The following is a 14,631-nucleotide window of genomic DNA, read 5'->3' on the forward strand; positions in this document are numbered from 1 at the left end:
CCGATGGGCTGGTTCTCCCGACTGTTCACGGGTGCCCCCGCGGCGCCGGAGGAGACCGCGCCCGCTCTGCCGAGCGTCCCGACGAGCGAGGACATCCTCGCGGCGCTCGACCGGGTCGGCACGCGGACGGAGGGCCGGGTGCCTGGCATCGTCGCGGCGCGCATCCAGCGGATCGACGAGACGGTCCGCGAGATGGTGCCCCGTCTCGACCGCCTCGGCGGGATGAGCCGTCAGGGCCACACCGTCGTCGCGACCGCGACCAGCTACCTCCCCGAGGCGGTGGAGGGCTACCTCCGCCTGCCGAGGGACTTCGCCGACCGCCGCGCCGTGCACAGGGGGAAGACCTCGCTGATGATCCTCTGCGACCAGCTCGACCTCCTCGGAGGCACGCTCGACCGCATCTCGGACGCCGTCTCGCGGCAGGACGCCTCGGCGCTGATCGCGCACGGGCAGTTCCTGGCCGAGAAGTTCACGGAGTCCTCGCTCTCCCCGAGCGGTCTCGACGCGCCTCCGCAGCCGGGAGCGCCGTCCGGATCCGGCTCGCTGACCCCGCCGAGCGCCTCGTGACCGCGCTCGCCCCGGCGCTGGACGCCCTCGTGCTCGCGGGGACGGCCGCCGGCCTCGACGCCGCGGCCGTCCGCGACGAGGGTGCGCGGCTGGCCGCCGCCGTCGCCGAGTCGATCCGCGGCGCCGGGCAGGACTGGCTCGCCGCGACCGGCGCGACCGGCGGTCTGGAGGCGTTCTTCACCGCCGCCTCGAGCGGTCGGCGCTGGCGGTCGGGGCCGACCGTTCAGCTGGCCGCCCTGGTCGGCGCGGGCTCGCACCACGCCTCCGCCTACGCCCGCGCCCTGACCGAGGTCGTCTCGGCGGCCAGCGCTCTCGGCGACCCGGGCATCGGCGGCATCGCCTCCGCCTCCGCGACCGCCGCGGCCCAGCTCTCCGCCGTCCCGGGTGCTCGGGGCGCCGCTCCGACGACGAGCGGGGGAGCGCCGCACACGACCGGCCGGTCGCCGGACGGTGACGCGGGCGCCGACCTGCCGACCGGTCTGCCCGCCGGCGTGCCCGGGGTCGACGAGATCCTCGAGCGCCTCCGCCGGACCGAGCACGACGGTCCGCAGGACGAGCCGGCGCCCGCCGCCGCTCCCGCCGCGGAGCCCGCCTCCGAGCCGGAGCCGCTCGACCCGCCGGAGTCCATCGACGACCTGCTCGCCGAGCTCGACGCGCTGATCGGCCTCGACCGGGTGAAGAGCGAGATCAAGCGGCAGACGCAGCTGCTCCGGATCGACACCCTGCGCCAGGCCGCCGGTCTCAGCACGCCCACGCTCACCCGCCACCTCGTCTTCACGGGGAACCCCGGCACGGGCAAGACGACGGTGGCGCGCCTGGTCTCGCGGATCTACCGCTCGCTCGGCATCCTCTCGAAGGGCGTGCTCGTCGAGGTCGACCGATCGGAGCTGGTGGCCGGCTACCTCGGGCAGACCGCGACGAAGACCGCGGAGGTGATCGCCTCCGCGCGCGGCGGCGTCCTCTTCATCGACGAGGCCTACGCGCTCGCGCTCGACCAGTACGGCGCGGAGGCAGTCACCACCCTCGTGAAGGACATGGAGGACCACCGCGGCGACCTCGTCGTGATCGTCGCCGGCTACTCCGGGCCGATGCAGGGCTTCCTCGACACGAACCCGGGACTCGCCAGCCGCTTCTCGACCACGATCGACTTCGCCGACTACTCCGACGACGAGCTCTCGGCGATCTTCGGCCGCCTCGCCGCCTCCGCGGACTTCGAGCCGACGGAGGAGGCGCTCGCCGCGTTCGCGGGCCTCGCCTCGGCGCAGCAGCGCACGGAGGCGTTCGGCAACGGGCGCTGGGTCCGCAACGTCCTCGACGCGGCGATCGCCCGGCACGCCTGGCGCCTCCGCGACGTGGAGGAGCCGACGCTCGACGAGCTGCGCATCCTGCTCCCCGAGGACGTGGTGGAGAGCCCCGAAGCCTCGAGCAGCCCGGACGGAGCCGGCGACGACGACGAGGGCGCGGTCGACGGCTCTGAGGAGGCCTTCGGGCAGGCGGACGCCGCCCCGAGCGGCACGGCCGTCCCCGTCACCGACGACCCCGAGGAGGAGAGCCGTTGAGCACCGCACCCGCCGCGCCGCCCGCGCAGAGGATCCCCGAGCCGCCCCTCGTCCAGGTCGCCAACCGGCCGGCGCAGCGGAAGCCGTCGCTGCTGGCCCGCGCGACCGCGACCACTCCGGCCACCCTGCGCCTCCTGCTCGCCCTGACGGCGCTGGCGGCCGTGCTGTTCGGCGTGTTCGCGCAGCAGGCAGGAGCGATGCAGGCGCGCGCCGCGACGACGGCCCGGGAGCAGTCGGCGCAGCTGCTCGGCGTGCAGAACGTCCGCACGCTGCTGGTGGACGCCAACGCGATCGCGGCCAACACCTTCCTCGTCGGCGGACTGGAGCCGACCGAGCTGCGGGCGTCGTACGTCTCGAGCCTCACCGGCGCCGCCTCCGCGATCGCCGGGCTCTCGGCAGCCGACTCGGCGGACACCCGGGCCCTCGCCCGGGTCGCCAGCAGCATCACGACCTACAGCGGGCTGATCGAGCAGGCGCGGGCCAACAACCGGCAGGGCTTCCCCGTCGCCTCGGCGTATCTCGACCAGGCGTCGACGGCCCTCTCGGGAGACGGCGGCATCCTCGAGGACCTCGACGGACTCGTCGACTCCGGTGCCGACCGGGTCGCGGCCGCCTACGACGCCGTCCGCTGGAGCGTCCTGCTCATGATCGGCTCGCTCGTGATGCTGGTCCTTCTCCTGGCGGCGCAGCTCTGGCTCGCCCGCCGTACGCACCGCTACCTCAACCGCCCGCTCGCCACGGGGACCGCCCTCCTGCTGGTCGTCGGCGTCGGCGGGGCGCTCGCCTACGGATCGGTCGCGGCGGACGCGGGGACGGCGCGGGTCGAGTCCTACCGCGAGGCGCTCACCGTGTCGAACGCGCTCATCGCCGCGAGCGACGCCAAGTCGCTCGAGAGCTTCACGCTGATCAAGCGCGGCTCCGGCGCCGCCCTCGAGGAGCGCTACACCCAGGCCGTCGACTCCGCCCGGGAGAAGCTCTCGGGCGACCTGCAGGACGAGCTGGCGAGGACGCGGCTCGTCGACGAGTTCGGGCAGTGGCAGTCGTTCCACGAGGAGATCCGCGCCGCGGACGACGCCGGGAACTGGGACCAGGCCGTCCGCGTCGCCACGATCACCGGGAACGGCACGCCGAACGACCTCTTCACCACCTTCTCCGACGACGCCCGCGACGTGGTGCAGGAGAAGGCCCTGGCCGCCGCCACCACGCTCGACAGAGGTGCGGAGTTCGCGACCCTCGTCTCGTGGATCCTGCTGGCGGCGGGTCTCGCCGGAGCCGTGTTCGCCTGGCGCGGCATAGCCCAGCGACTGGAGGAGTACCGATGAACCGCCTGCGCGCCGCCGCCCTCGCCCTGGCCACCGCCGCGGCACTCGCCCTCACCGGCTGCACGACGGGGGCGGACGACCTCGGCACGCCCCTCGCCGCGGCGACCCCGACTCCGACGGCGAGCGCGTCCGCTCCCGCCGCTCCTGCCGCGGCGGGCTGCTCGCCCTCGGCGGTCACCTCCTACGCGCCGACCGGCGTGACCGACAGCACCAGGCTCGCGGAGATCCGCGGGCGCGGGACCCTGCGCGTCGGCGTCTCGGCCGACACCCTCCTGATGAGCGCCCGCAACCCGATCACGGGGGCGATCGAGGGCTTCGACGTCGACATCGCCCGCGAGGTCGCCCGGGCGATCCTCGGCAGCGACTCCATCGACTACGTCGTGATCACCTCCGCTCAGCGCCTCCCCGCGCTCACCGGCGGCGACGGCGCCCCGCAGGTCGACATGGTCGCCCGCACCCTCACGATGACCTGCGACCGCTGGAGCTCGATCGCCTTCTCGTCCGAGTACTACGACGCCGGCCTCAAGGTGCTCGTCTCCGACGACCCCGACGGCGTCCCGATCACGGGCATCGGCGACCTCGACGGCGAGAGGGTCTGCGCGCCCAGCGGCACCACGACGCTCAGCCGCCTGCAGAACGACTACCCGGAGGTCGAGGCCGTCGAGGCCGCCACGCACTCGCAGTGCCTCGCCCTCTTCCAGGCCGGCGAGGTCGACGCCATCGCGGGCGACGACACGATCCTCGCGGGCTTCGTGGCGCAGGATCCGTACGCGAAGGTCGTCGGCGACGCCCTGAGCTCGGAGCCCTACGGCCTCGGCCTGCCCGCCGACGACCCCGACTTCGTGCGCTTCGTCAACGCCTCGCTCGAGAGCATCCGCAGCGACGGCCGCTGGCAGAGCATCTACGAGCGCTGGCTCGGGGTCCTCGGCGAGGCCTCGCCGCCGGCCCCGGTGTACGGCCGATGAGCACCGGTCTCGCGGAGGGGACCCCCGTCGCTCCGGGCCGGCTGGGAGAGGCCGCGCCGCAGCGCGAGCTCTTCGAGTACCTCGCCGCTCTCGCCCGCTGGCTCCAGCGGACCACGCGCGAGCTCTCGCGGCTGGACGCCGCCGCGCTGGCGTCGCCGCAGGCCGAGAACTACACGGCCGACGTGGTGCTCGCCCAGTCGCTCCGCGAGTCCGTCACCCGGCGCCTCGCCGAGCTCGAGGCGGTCTGGGACTCCGGCCGCGTCGACGTCGTGGCGCGCGAGCGGATGTCGCAGCTGATCTGGGGCCGTCTCGACGCCTCCGGGAGCGGCGCGGTCTCGCTGGTGGAGGCGGTGCGCCTCTGCGACGCGGTCGTCGGCCAGCTGCGCTCCCGGCTCGAGCTCGACCCCAGCGGCACCGACGTCGCCGGACGGATCGTGGGGGTGCGCGCCGAGATCGAGCGCTGCCGCGACCTCACCCGCGACGGGAGCGGCACGGTCGACCGCGAGCGGGCGGAGCGGGTCGCCGTGCTGCGGTCCCGCCTCGACGCGCTCGCCGAGCGGGCGGGCCGGGGAGCCGACGTGTCGGGGCCGCTCGGCCAGCTCGAGAGCGACTCCGCCCGGCTCGAGCGCGACCTGATCATCGCCGCGTCCGAGCGGCGCGGACTCGAGCGCGACCGCCGTCGGGCGCGCGAGCTGGCGGAGGCGGCCGAGCACCGCGAGGCGCCGCTGCGCGAGCTCGTGGCCCGCTGCCGCCGCGAGATCGCCGACCCGCCGCGGCTGGCCGTGCCCGACGTCTCCCGGCTGGGCGATCCTCCGTCCGACCGCGAGGCGCTCGACGCGCACCTCGCCCGCCTGACCGCCGTCGGCCGCGCGTTCGACGCGGTCGAGGCCGCCTACACCTCGCCGCTGCGCGAACGGGCCGCCCTGGGCTTCCGCCTCCGGGCGCTGCGGGAGCGGGCCGAGGGCAACGGCCGCGCTGCCACCGCCGTCGGCGTCGCGGCCGAGGAGGAGGTGCGCGCCGCCCTCGACGCGGTGCCCTGCTCCGTCCCGCTCGCCCGTCACCTGGTCGAGCAGTACGACGTCGTCACCCGCGACCTCCCGCACCCCGCCCCCGCGCACCACCGGAAGGCCACCCCATGAACGGCGCCCCCTGCACCGCGACTCCCGGCTGCACCGGGACGATCGAGGACGGCTACTGCAACGTCTGCGGCCTCCCGCCCGAGGAGGGCGCCGCCGCCTCCACGCCGACCGCGCGCCGCGCCGCTCCGGCCTCCCCGCCCGCCACCGCCTCCGCCGCCTTCGGCACCGGCTTCGTCGAGGGCACCCCCGGCGCCACGGCACCCGGCCCCGCGGAGGAGTCGGCCACCGCGCGCAGCACGCGCACCTCCTCCGCCCGCCTCGCCACCGCCGCCCTCGGCTCCGCCCGCACGGCGCAGACCGGCTCGAAGGTCACCCGCCGCGTCGGCACCACCTCGACCCGACTGCGCGGCCCGAGGCTCGGCGCCGGGCTCACCACCGTCCCGTCCCGCCCGGCCGCCGACCCGATGGCCGCTCTGATGACCGAGGCGGTCCTCCCCGAGCGCAAGCGCTTCTGCTCGCACTGCGGCACCGCCGTCGGCCGCGGGCGCGACGGTCGGCCCGGCCGCACCGAGGGGTTCTGCCCCAACTGCCGCACGCCGTTCTCGTTCACACCGCAGCTGGTGAAGGGCGACGTGGTCGGCGGCCAGTACGAGGTCGTCGGCTGCCTGGCCTACGGCGGCCTCGGCTGGATCTACCTCGCGCGCGACCGGAACGTCTCGGGGCGCTGGGTGGTGCTCAAGGGCCTGCTCAACTCCGGCGACCCCGACGCGTACGCGGCGGCCGTCACCGAGCGCCGGTTCCTGGCCGAGGTCGAGCACCCGCTGATCGTCGAGATCTACAACTTCGTCCTGCACGACGGCGCCGGCTACATCGTGATGGAGTACGTCGGCGGGCCGAGCCTCAAGCAGATCCTGAAGGAGCGGCTGGACGCCAACGGCGGCGCCGCGGATCCGCTGCCGGTGGACCAGGCGCTCGCCTTCGTGCTCGAGGTCATGCCCGCCTTCGCCTACCTGCACGACCACGGCCTGCTCTACTGCGACTTCAAGCCGGACAACATGATCCAGGTGGGCGACCAGGTCAAGCTGATCGACCTCGGCGGAGTGCGCCGGATCGACGACGAGGACTCCGCCATCTACGGCACCGTCGGCTACCAGGCTCCGGAGGTCGCCGACCTCGGTCCCTCGGTCGCCTCCGACGTCTACACGATCGGCCGCACGCTGGCCTCGCTGGTGCTCGACTTCCGCGGCAACCAGACGACCTTCGTCGCCTCGCTGCCGCCGGTGTCGGAGACGCCGCTGTTCCAGCGCTACGACTCCTTCTACCGCCTGATCGCGAAGGCATGCGCTCCCGACCCGCAGGACCGCTTCGCCACGGTGGACGAGATGCGCGGCCAGCTGCTCGGAGTGCTGCGCGAGGTCGTCGCGACCGACCGCGGTCCCGGACACCCCGCGCTGCACTCGACGGAGTCGGCCCTGTTCGAGGCGCCCGTGGCCGACGTGGTCGACCGCGTCCCGCCGTGGGACGCGCTGCCGGCGCTCCGCCGCGACGAGTCCGATCCCGCCCGGTCGTGGCTCGCGGGCGTGAACGTCGCCGACCCGATCGTGCGCCTGCGCGCTCTCGCGCTCGCGCCCACCGTGACGGTCGAGGTGCGGCTCGCCCGCGCCCGGGCGGCGATCGAGGCGCAGCGCTGGGAGGAGGCGGCCCGCGCGACGGGCGAGATACTCACGGAGGACCCGTGGGAGTGGCGGGCGGTCTGGATGAGCGGCCTCGCCCAGCTCGCGCGCGGCGACGACATCGGGGCCCGCGCCTCCTTCAACACCGTCTACGGGCAGGTCCCCGGCGAGCTCGCCCCGAAGCTCGCGCTCGCCGCGGCGTGCGAGGCGAGCGGTGAGCCCGAGGTCGCCGAGTCCCTCTACGTGATCTGCGCCCGCGCCGACGCGAACTACACGGCACCCGCCGCCTTCGGTCTCGCGCGGGTGCGGCAGCTGCGCTCCGACCTCGACGGGGCGCTCGACGCGCTCGACATCGTCGCGCCCACGCGCTCCTCCTACTCCGACGCGCGCCGCCGCCGGGCGGAGCTGCTGGCGGAGTCGGGCCGCGGGCTGCCCGCGCTCTCGGCCGCCCTCGCGAGCGTCGACTCCGTGTCGATCGACCAGCGGACCCGCCTCGAGCTCACGACCCAGGTCCTCGCCTCCGCCCTCGAGCTGGTGCGGCGCGACGGCCCGGCCGAGGGAGCGACCCTCGGCGGAGTCGAGGCGAACGAGGCCGCCATCCGCGACGGCCTCGAGGCCTCCTACCGCGCGCTCGCCGCCTCCACTCGCGAGCGCGACGAGCGCCTGCGCCTCGTCGACCGGGCCAACGAGGTCCGACGCTGGACGCTGACATGAGCGGCGCGCTGTCGACTCCCTGCCCGAACTGCGGCGAGCCGGTCACGACGGGCGACGCGTTCTGCGAGGCCTGCGGGACGCCGCTGATCGTCGCGGCCACCCCCTCCGCTCCGCCCGTCGCCGTCGGAGGATCCGCCGCCTGCGTCTACTGCGGGGGAGCGGTCGCCGAGGACGGCTACTGCGAGCAGTGCGGACGCCCCGCTCCGACCGAGCGCGAGCACTGGGCCGAAGCGCCGCACCCGCTGGTCGGCGGCGTCTGCGACCGCGGGCTCCGGCACCCGGCCAACGAGGACGCGATGGCGCTCGGGGCGACCACCGGCGCCGACGGCTCTCTGAGGACGGCGCTGCTCGTGGTCTGCGACGGGGTCTCCTCGACGCCCGACTCCGACAAGGCGTCGCTCGCCGCGGCCCGCGCGGCACTCAGCGCGCTGCAGGCCGAGGTCGGCGGCGAGAGCGCGGGAGCGGACCGCTGGCGCGCTCTGCTGCAGATGGCCACCGCGCGCGCCTCCGGAGCGATCGACGCGGCCGTTCCCGAGAAGCGGTCGAATCCGCCCTCGTGCACCTTCACCGCGGCGGTGCTGGACGGCGCGCTGCTCGTCACGGGCAACGTGGGCGACAGCCGCAGCTACTGGATGCCGGACGCGGGCGAGCCGCGGCAGCTCACGGTCGACGATTCGTGGGCGCAGGAGCAGATCGCCTCGGGAGTGCCGCGGGAGCAGGCCGAGACGGCGCCCGACGCTCACGCCATCACCCGCTGGCTCGGCGCCGACGCGCACGACGAGGAGCCGCGGGTCGCCTCCGAGGAGCTGACCGAGCCGGGCTGGGTGCTGGTCTGCTCCGACGGGCTCTGGAACTACGCGTCCGCCGCCGAGGACCTCGCGCGCGTGCTGCGCGAGGCGCAGGAGAGGGTGGGCGCGGATCCGGTCACGCTCGCGGAGGCGCTGGTCGCCTGGGCGAACGAGCGCGGCGGGCACGACAACATCACGGCCGCGCTGGCGCGGTTCGACCCGGCGGGTGCGGCGGAGACTGCGGCTGAAGCGTCCGCTGCCGAGGTGAACGGTGAGGAGACCGGTACAGCCGAGCAGGGTGCCGCCGACGCCGGCGCGGCCGACCTCGGCGCTGCGGATCCCGGTGCTGCGGACCCGAGCGCGGCCGACCCCGCCGCCTCGAGCCCCGACGCGGCCACCCCTTCGCCCGACGCCGACGCCACCCGTCCCGCCGACTGAGCACGCCGATCCGTCCAGATCACCCCTCCACTGCTGGACGGATCGGCACCCCCGCGGCCGTGGTCACGCCCCTACAGTCGTCGCCATGAGCATCGCCGAGCCCGCCACCGCCCTGTCCGTCGTCGGCCACTGGATCGACGGGGCTCCCTCGGCCTCCTCGTCCGGCCGCACCGCTCCCGTCTACGACCCGGCGCTGGGAGTCGCGACCAAGGAGGTCGCGCTCGCCGACTCCGCCGAGGTGGACGCCGCCGTCGCCTCCGCGAAGGCCGCCTTCCCCGCCTGGCGCGACACGTCGCTCGCGAAGCGGCAGCAGATCGTCTTCCGCTTCCGCGAGCTCCTCGAGGCGAAAAAGCAGGAGCTCGCCGAGCTGATCACGTCGGAGCACGGCAAGGTCGTCTCGGACGCGCTCGGCGAGATCACCCGAGGCCAGGAGGTCGTGGAGTTCGCGACCGGTCTCGCGCACCACCTCAAGGGCGAGTACTCGGAGCAGGTCTCCACCGGCGTCGACGTCTACTCGACCAAGCAGCCGCTGGGCGTTGTCGGGATCATCTCCCCCTTCAACTTCCCTGCGATGGTGCCGATGTGGTTCTTCCCCATCGCCATCGCCGCCGGCAACACCGTCGTGGTGAAGCCCTCCGAGAAGGACCCGTCCCCGGCGATCTGGCTCGGCGCCCTCTGGAAGGAGGCCGGCCTCCCCGACGGCGTCTACACGGTGCTCAACGGCGACAAGCAGGCCGTCGACGGGCTGCTCGAGCATCCCGACGTCCGCTCGATCTCGTTCGTCGGGTCGACCCCGATCGCGCAGTACGTTTACGAGACGGGCACGAAGCACGGCAAGCGCGTCCAGGCCCTCGGTGGGGCGAAGAACCACATGCTGGTGCTCCCCGACGCGGACCTCGACCTCGTCGCCGATTCCGCCATCAACGCCGGCTTCGGCTCGGCGGGGGAGCGGTGCATGGCGATCTCGGTCGTCGTCGCGGTCGAGCCCGTCGCCGACGAGCTGATCGCGAAGATCCAGGAGCGGGCCGCGACCCTGCGCACCGGCGACGGACGCCGCGGCTGCGACATGGGTCCGCTGATCACCGAGGCGCACCGCGACAAGGTCGCCTCCTACATCGCGATCGCGGAGGAGGACGGCGCCGAGGTCGTGATCGACGGGCGCGGGATCGAGGTGGACGGCGACGCGAACGGCTTCTGGCTCGGCCCGACCCTGATCGACAAGGTCCCCACCACCTCCCGCGCCTACACGGAGGAGATCTTCGGACCGGTGCTCTCCATCGTCCGCGTCGCCTCCTACGAGGAGGGCGTCGCCCTGATCAACAACGGCGCGTTCGGCAACGGCACGGCCATCTTCACCAACGACGGAGGAGCGGCCCGCCGCTTCCAGAACGAGGTCGAGGTCGGCATGATCGGCATCAACGTCCCCATCCCCGTCCCCGTCGCCACGTTCTCCTTCGGCGGCTGGAAGGCGTCCCTCTTCGGCGACACCAAGGCCCACGGAGCAGAAGGCGTCCGCTTCTTCACCCAGCAGAAGGCCATCACCAGCCGCTGGCTCGACCCCTCCCACGGCGGCATCAACCTCGGGTTCCCGCAGCATTCCTAGGCTCTCTCCTCCTTCGTCGTCGATCGCCCGCAGTCGGCCTGGGAGGGTGGTCGCGTCTCGCAGAGCGTCCTGCGTTCCGCGCACGTCGATCCGCTGAGACGCGGATCACCGGTTGCGCTCCGCGGCGCTTGTGAGGCTCTCTCCTCCTGGCGTCGTCGATCGCCCGCAGTCGCGGCGCTGGTGAGCCTCTCTCCTCCTTCGTCGTCGATCGCCCGCAGTCGGCGTGGGAGGGTGGTTCCGTTCTCGAGGGCGTCGAACGTTCCGCGCACGTCGATCCGCTGGAACACGGATCGCCGGTTGCGCTCCGCGCCGGCGGGAAGTGCTCGGTCGACCGGAGAGGCTCCTGAGCACCGCCGAGCGCAACCGGCGATCCGCGTGTGAGCGGATCGACGTGCGCGGTACGCAACCCGCTCTGCGGAACGCGACCACCCTCCCCGGCCGACCGCGGCCGATCGACGACGCAGGAGGAGAGAGGCTCTTGAGCACCGCGCAACCGGCGATCCGCGTGTGAGCGGATCGTCGTGCGCGGTACGCGACCCGCTCTGCGGAACGCGACCACCCTCCTCGGCCGACCGCGGCCGATCGACGACGCAGGAGGAGAGTTGCTCTTGAGCACCGCGCAACCGGCGATCCGCGTGGGAGCGGATCGTCGTGCGCGGTACGCGACCCGCTCTTCCCATCGCGACCACCCTCCCCGGCCGACCGCGGCCGATCGACGACGCAGGAGGAGATCGGCTATGAGTGCAGCCGCAGCGCCGTCCAGAGCTCGGTGCGGGCGGAGACGTCGTCGAGGTCGAGGCCGAGGGCGCGCTCGACGGCGGTGATGCGGTTGCGGAGGGTGTGACGGTGCACGCCGAGGTCGCGGGCGGCGGGCTCCCAGGCGCCGTTGCGGCGGAGCCAGACGCGGGCGCTCTCGAGCAGCACGGCTCCCTCCGGGGTCAGCAGCGGTGCGAGCATCCGGCGGGCGAGCGGTGCGGCTCCGGCGGCGGCGAGGAGCCCGATCATCCCCTCGGCGGCGACGTCCTCGAAGCGGACCACCGTCCCGTCTCCCGTCCGCTCGGCGGCGCGCCGCGCCTCCTCGAGGCCCCGGTCCAGGTCCGACCAGCCGATCGGGGCGGAGGCGCCGGCGCTCGCGCCGTGCCGCTCCAGCACGGCGGTCAGCGGCTCGAGTCCGTCGGCGGCGGCCACGGCGACGAGCGAGCCGTCCCTCTCGGCGAAGAACAGGCGCGCGCCGTCCTCCTCCGCCACGACCTCCAGCTCGTCGAGGAGCGAGTCGCCGTGCACGGGCGCGCTCAGCACGACCACCCGCACGGGCTCGGCGGGCAGCGGGCTCCCCAGGCGCCGTGCGGTGCTCTCGGCGACGTCGAAGGCTCCCGCGGCCAGCAGCTCGAGCAGTCCGGAGCGCAGCTGCCGGCGGGAGGAGTCCAGCGCGCGCCGCTGCTCCAGCGCGATGCTCGCCAGGGCTATGACGCTCGCGACGAGGTCGCTGCCCGCCGGGTCCAGGGGCGTGCCGGTGCCCACGGCGAGCACCCCGCGCAGGTGGTCGCGGCGCCCGATCGTCTGCAGCGTCACTCCGCCGCCGTCGTCGAGTCGGAGTCCCGCTCGGCTGCCGCGGGTCAGGGCGTGCCTCGCGGCCGCGGCGACCGCCTCCTCCGCCGGCACGTCGAGCCGGGTGGGCAGGTGCACCCTCTGCCCGGCCGCGTCGTAGAGGGCGACCCAGCAGTCCAGCTGCCGCTCCAGCTCGGTGAGGATCGCCGCGAGCCCGTCCGGCCGCAGCGCCGCGCGGGCGACCCGCCGCTGCGCCTCGAGCGACCACTCCAGCCGCTCGCGCTGCTCCCGCGAGATCACGTCGGCGACGAACCGGATGATCCCCATGAACGGAGTCAGGTCCGCCACCTCCAGCAGCGGCAGGCCCTGGCGGTCGCACGCCGTGACGAGAGCGGCGGGCACCTCGTCGTGCACGATGCGGGTGGCGAAGCCGAGCGCGCGGATGCCGCGTCCGCGCAGCCGGGCGACGTACTCCTCCGAGAACTCGGCGCTGTCGTGCCCGGTGAAGTGGACGCCGTCGGTCAGCAGCAGCTGGCCCGACTCGAGCCAGGGCGTCGGATCGACGAGGTCCGAGGAGTGCGCCCACACCAGAGGGGCGTCGAGGTCGGCCTCGTCGTGGACGCCGGCGAGCACGCGGAGGCGGAAGGCCGGTTCGGCCAGCAGATCGCGGACGGTCGCGGGCATGCGCGGCTCCCTTCGACGTTCCGTCCATCGTAGGGTCCGCGGATCGACGGATCCGCACGCCCGCTTCCGAGGCGCGCGCGGCACGATGGGAGCATGACGTCCTCGACCGCCCCCACCGTCCGCGACAACGCCTCGGTCACCGCCGCCGACCGGTCCCGCGTGTTCCACTCCTGGTCGGCGCAGGGCGCGCTGAACCCGCTGCCGATCGCGGGCGGTCTCGGCGCCGAGGTCTGGGACGTCGACGGCACCCGCTACCTCGACTTCTCGAGCCAGCTCGTGAACGTCACCATCGGCTACCAGCACCCGAAGGTCGTCGCCGCCATCCAGGAGCAGGCGGGCGTCCTCACCACCGTCGGCCCCGCCTACGCGAACGAGACCCGCGCCGAGGCGGCCCGCCTGATCACCGAGCGGGCGCCGGAGGGCATGGAGAAGGTCTTCTTCACCAACGGCGGCGCGGACGCGAACGAGAACGCGATCCGCATGGCGCGGCTGTTCACCGGCCGCGACAAGGTCGTCTCGCTGTACCGCTCGTACCACGGCAACACGGGAGCGGCGATCGTCTCGACCGGCGACTGGCGCCGCATCCCGAACGAGTACTCCCGCGGGCACGTGCACGCCTTCGGGCCCTACCTGTACCGCAGCGAGTTCTGGGCCGAGACCCTCGAGCAGGAGTGCGAGCGCGCCCTCCACCACCTCGAGCGCGTCGTGCAGGCGGAGGGGCCGGAGTCGATCGCCGCGTTCCTCCTCGAGACCATCCCCGGCACCGCCGGCGTGCTCACCCCGCCGCCCGGCTACCTCGCGGGTGTCCGCGAGATCGCCGACCGGTACGGCATCCAGCTGATCCTCGACGAGGTCATGGCGGGCTTCGGCCGCACGGGGGAGTGGTTCGCCTTCGACGCCTTCGACGTGCGCCCCGATCTGATCACCTTCGCGAAGGGCGTCAACTCGGGCTACGTCCCGATCGGCGGCGTCGTCATCTCGGATCCGATCGCCCACCACTTCGACGAGCGCGTCTTCCCCGGCGGTCTCACCTACTCGGGCCACCCGCTCGCCGCGGCCAGCGTCGTCGCGACGCTCGAGGCGATGGAGGAGGAGGGGATCGTCGACAACGCGCGCACCATCGGCTCGGAGCACCTGGCCCCCGGCCTGGCGGCGCTCGAGGCGAAGCACGACCTGATCGGCGAGGTCCGGGGCTCCGGAGTGTTCTGGGCCCTGGAGCTGGTCACTGACCGGGCCGCGCGCACCCCGCTGCCGGCGGCCTCCGTCGCCCGCCTCAAGGCCGACCTGCTGTCCCGCGGCCTTCTCCCCTTCACCGCCGACAACCGGATCCACGTGGTCCCGCCGGCCGTCATCACTTCCGCCGAGGTCGCCCGCGGCCTCGGCATCCTCGACGACGCCCTCACCGCCTTCAGCGGCTGACCGCACTCCGTTCCGCGGGCGGCGGCGTTCTCGCGAGGCGTATCCGGGGATCCGCGTTCCAGCGGATCCGTGTCGCCGTGCGCATCCCGCTCCTCGGGACCCGGCCACGCGCTCGAGCCGACTGCGGGACGCCGCGCGGGGAGCGGCGTCCTCGCGAGGCGTATCCGGGGATCCGCGTTCCAGCGGATCCGCGTCGTCGTGCGCGTCCCGCTCCTCGGGACCCGGCCCCGCGCTGGAGCCGACTGCGGGACGCCGCGCGGGGAGCGGCGTCC

The 14,631-nt window shown here is 74.3% G+C and carries 10 protein-coding genes; 9 read left to right on the forward strand and 1 reads right to left on the reverse strand.

Going from position 1 to position 14,631, the window contains the following annotated elements; all coding sequences use genetic code 11:
* Positions 1-3 precede the first annotated feature (3 nt).
* From C5C29_RS12170 to C5C29_RS12205, 8 genes are all read left to right on the forward strand, one after another.
* Positions 4-567: a hypothetical protein gene (locus tag C5C29_RS12170; protein WP_104223834.1), complete on the forward strand. Its 564-nt coding sequence runs from the start codon at positions 4-6 to the stop codon at positions 565-567.
* Positions 564-2,126 carry an AAA family ATPase gene (locus C5C29_RS12175; protein ID WP_219813783.1) on the forward strand — a complete coding sequence of 521 codons (1,563 nt, stop codon included), beginning with the start codon at positions 564-566 and terminating at the stop codon, positions 2,124-2,126. The genes C5C29_RS12170 and C5C29_RS12175 overlap by 4 nt, the downstream gene beginning before the upstream one ends.
* Complete coding sequence (locus C5C29_RS12180) at positions 2,123-3,448, forward strand: hypothetical protein (RefSeq protein WP_104223835.1); 1,326 nt, start codon at positions 2,123-2,125, stop codon at positions 3,446-3,448. The genes C5C29_RS12175 and C5C29_RS12180 overlap by 4 nt, the downstream gene beginning before the upstream one ends.
* Positions 3,445-4,413: a glutamate ABC transporter substrate-binding protein gene (locus C5C29_RS12185; RefSeq protein WP_104223836.1), complete on the forward strand. Its 969-nt coding sequence runs from the start codon at positions 3,445-3,447 to the stop codon at positions 4,411-4,413. Before C5C29_RS12180 ends, C5C29_RS12185 begins: the two co-directional genes overlap by 4 nt.
* Positions 4,410-5,552: a hypothetical protein gene (locus C5C29_RS12190; RefSeq protein WP_104223837.1), complete on the forward strand. Its 1,143-nt coding sequence runs from the start codon at positions 4,410-4,412 to the stop codon at positions 5,550-5,552. The genes C5C29_RS12185 and C5C29_RS12190 overlap by 4 nt, the downstream gene beginning before the upstream one ends.
* Positions 5,549-7,879 (forward strand): serine/threonine-protein kinase, encoded by a 2,331-nt coding sequence (locus tag C5C29_RS12195; protein ID WP_104223838.1) that lies wholly within the window; start codon positions 5,549-5,551, stop codon positions 7,877-7,879. The genes C5C29_RS12190 and C5C29_RS12195 overlap by 4 nt, the downstream gene beginning before the upstream one ends.
* Positions 7,876-9,105 carry a PP2C family serine/threonine-protein phosphatase gene (locus C5C29_RS12200; protein ID WP_181074948.1) on the forward strand — a complete coding sequence of 410 codons (1,230 nt, stop codon included), beginning with the start codon at positions 7,876-7,878 and terminating at the stop codon, positions 9,103-9,105. Before C5C29_RS12195 ends, C5C29_RS12200 begins: the two co-directional genes overlap by 4 nt.
* 85 nt (positions 9,106-9,190) lie before the next feature.
* The gene (locus tag C5C29_RS12205; protein WP_104223839.1) at positions 9,191-10,708 is read left to right on the forward strand and encodes a CoA-acylating methylmalonate-semialdehyde dehydrogenase; all 1,518 of its coding nucleotides are present in this window, start codon (positions 9,191-9,193) and stop codon (positions 10,706-10,708) included.
* Positions 10,709-11,443: 735 nt separating this feature from the next.
* Here C5C29_RS12205 and C5C29_RS12210 read toward each other — a convergent pair.
* Positions 11,444-12,940: a PucR family transcriptional regulator gene (locus C5C29_RS12210; RefSeq protein WP_104223840.1), complete on the reverse strand. Its 1,497-nt coding sequence runs from the start codon at positions 12,938-12,940 to the stop codon at positions 11,444-11,446.
* A gap of 93 nt (positions 12,941-13,033) precedes the next feature.
* Here C5C29_RS12210 and C5C29_RS12215 point away from each other — a divergent pair, with 93 nt between their 5' ends.
* The gene (locus tag C5C29_RS12215) at positions 13,034-14,359 is read left to right on the forward strand and encodes an aspartate aminotransferase family protein (protein ID WP_104223841.1); all 1,326 of its coding nucleotides are present in this window, start codon (positions 13,034-13,036) and stop codon (positions 14,357-14,359) included.
* The last annotated feature ends 272 nt before the right edge of the window (positions 14,360-14,631 follow it).

Origin of the sequence: Rathayibacter sp. AY1H2 (assembly GCF_002931985.1) — a bacterium.
In the GTDB taxonomy this organism is placed as follows: Bacteria; Actinomycetota; Actinomycetes; order Actinomycetales; family Microbacteriaceae; genus Rathayibacter.

Coding starts and splice junctions, on each gene's coding strand:
- C5C29_RS12205 (WP_104223839.1), top strand. CDS start 9,191: ATGAGCATCGCCGAGCCCGCCACCGCCCTGTCCGTCGTCGGCCACTGG.
- C5C29_RS12185 (WP_104223836.1), top strand. CDS start 3,445: ATGAACCGCCTGCGCGCCGCCGCCCTCGCCCTGGCCACCGCCGCGGCA.
- C5C29_RS12190 (WP_104223837.1), top strand. CDS start 4,410: ATGAGCACCGGTCTCGCGGAGGGGACCCCCGTCGCTCCGGGCCGGCTG.
- C5C29_RS12195 (WP_104223838.1), top strand. CDS start 5,549: ATGAACGGCGCCCCCTGCACCGCGACTCCCGGCTGCACCGGGACGATC.
- C5C29_RS12200 (WP_181074948.1), top strand. CDS start 7,876: ATGAGCGGCGCGCTGTCGACTCCCTGCCCGAACTGCGGCGAGCCGGTC.
- C5C29_RS12170 (WP_104223834.1), top strand. CDS start 4: ATGGGCTGGTTCTCCCGACTGTTCACGGGTGCCCCCGCGGCGCCGGAG.
- C5C29_RS12210 (WP_104223840.1), bottom strand. CDS start 12,940: ATGCCCGCGACCGTCCGCGATCTGCTGGCCGAACCGGCCTTCCGCCTC.
- C5C29_RS12215 (WP_104223841.1), top strand. CDS start 13,034: ATGACGTCCTCGACCGCCCCCACCGTCCGCGACAACGCCTCGGTCACC.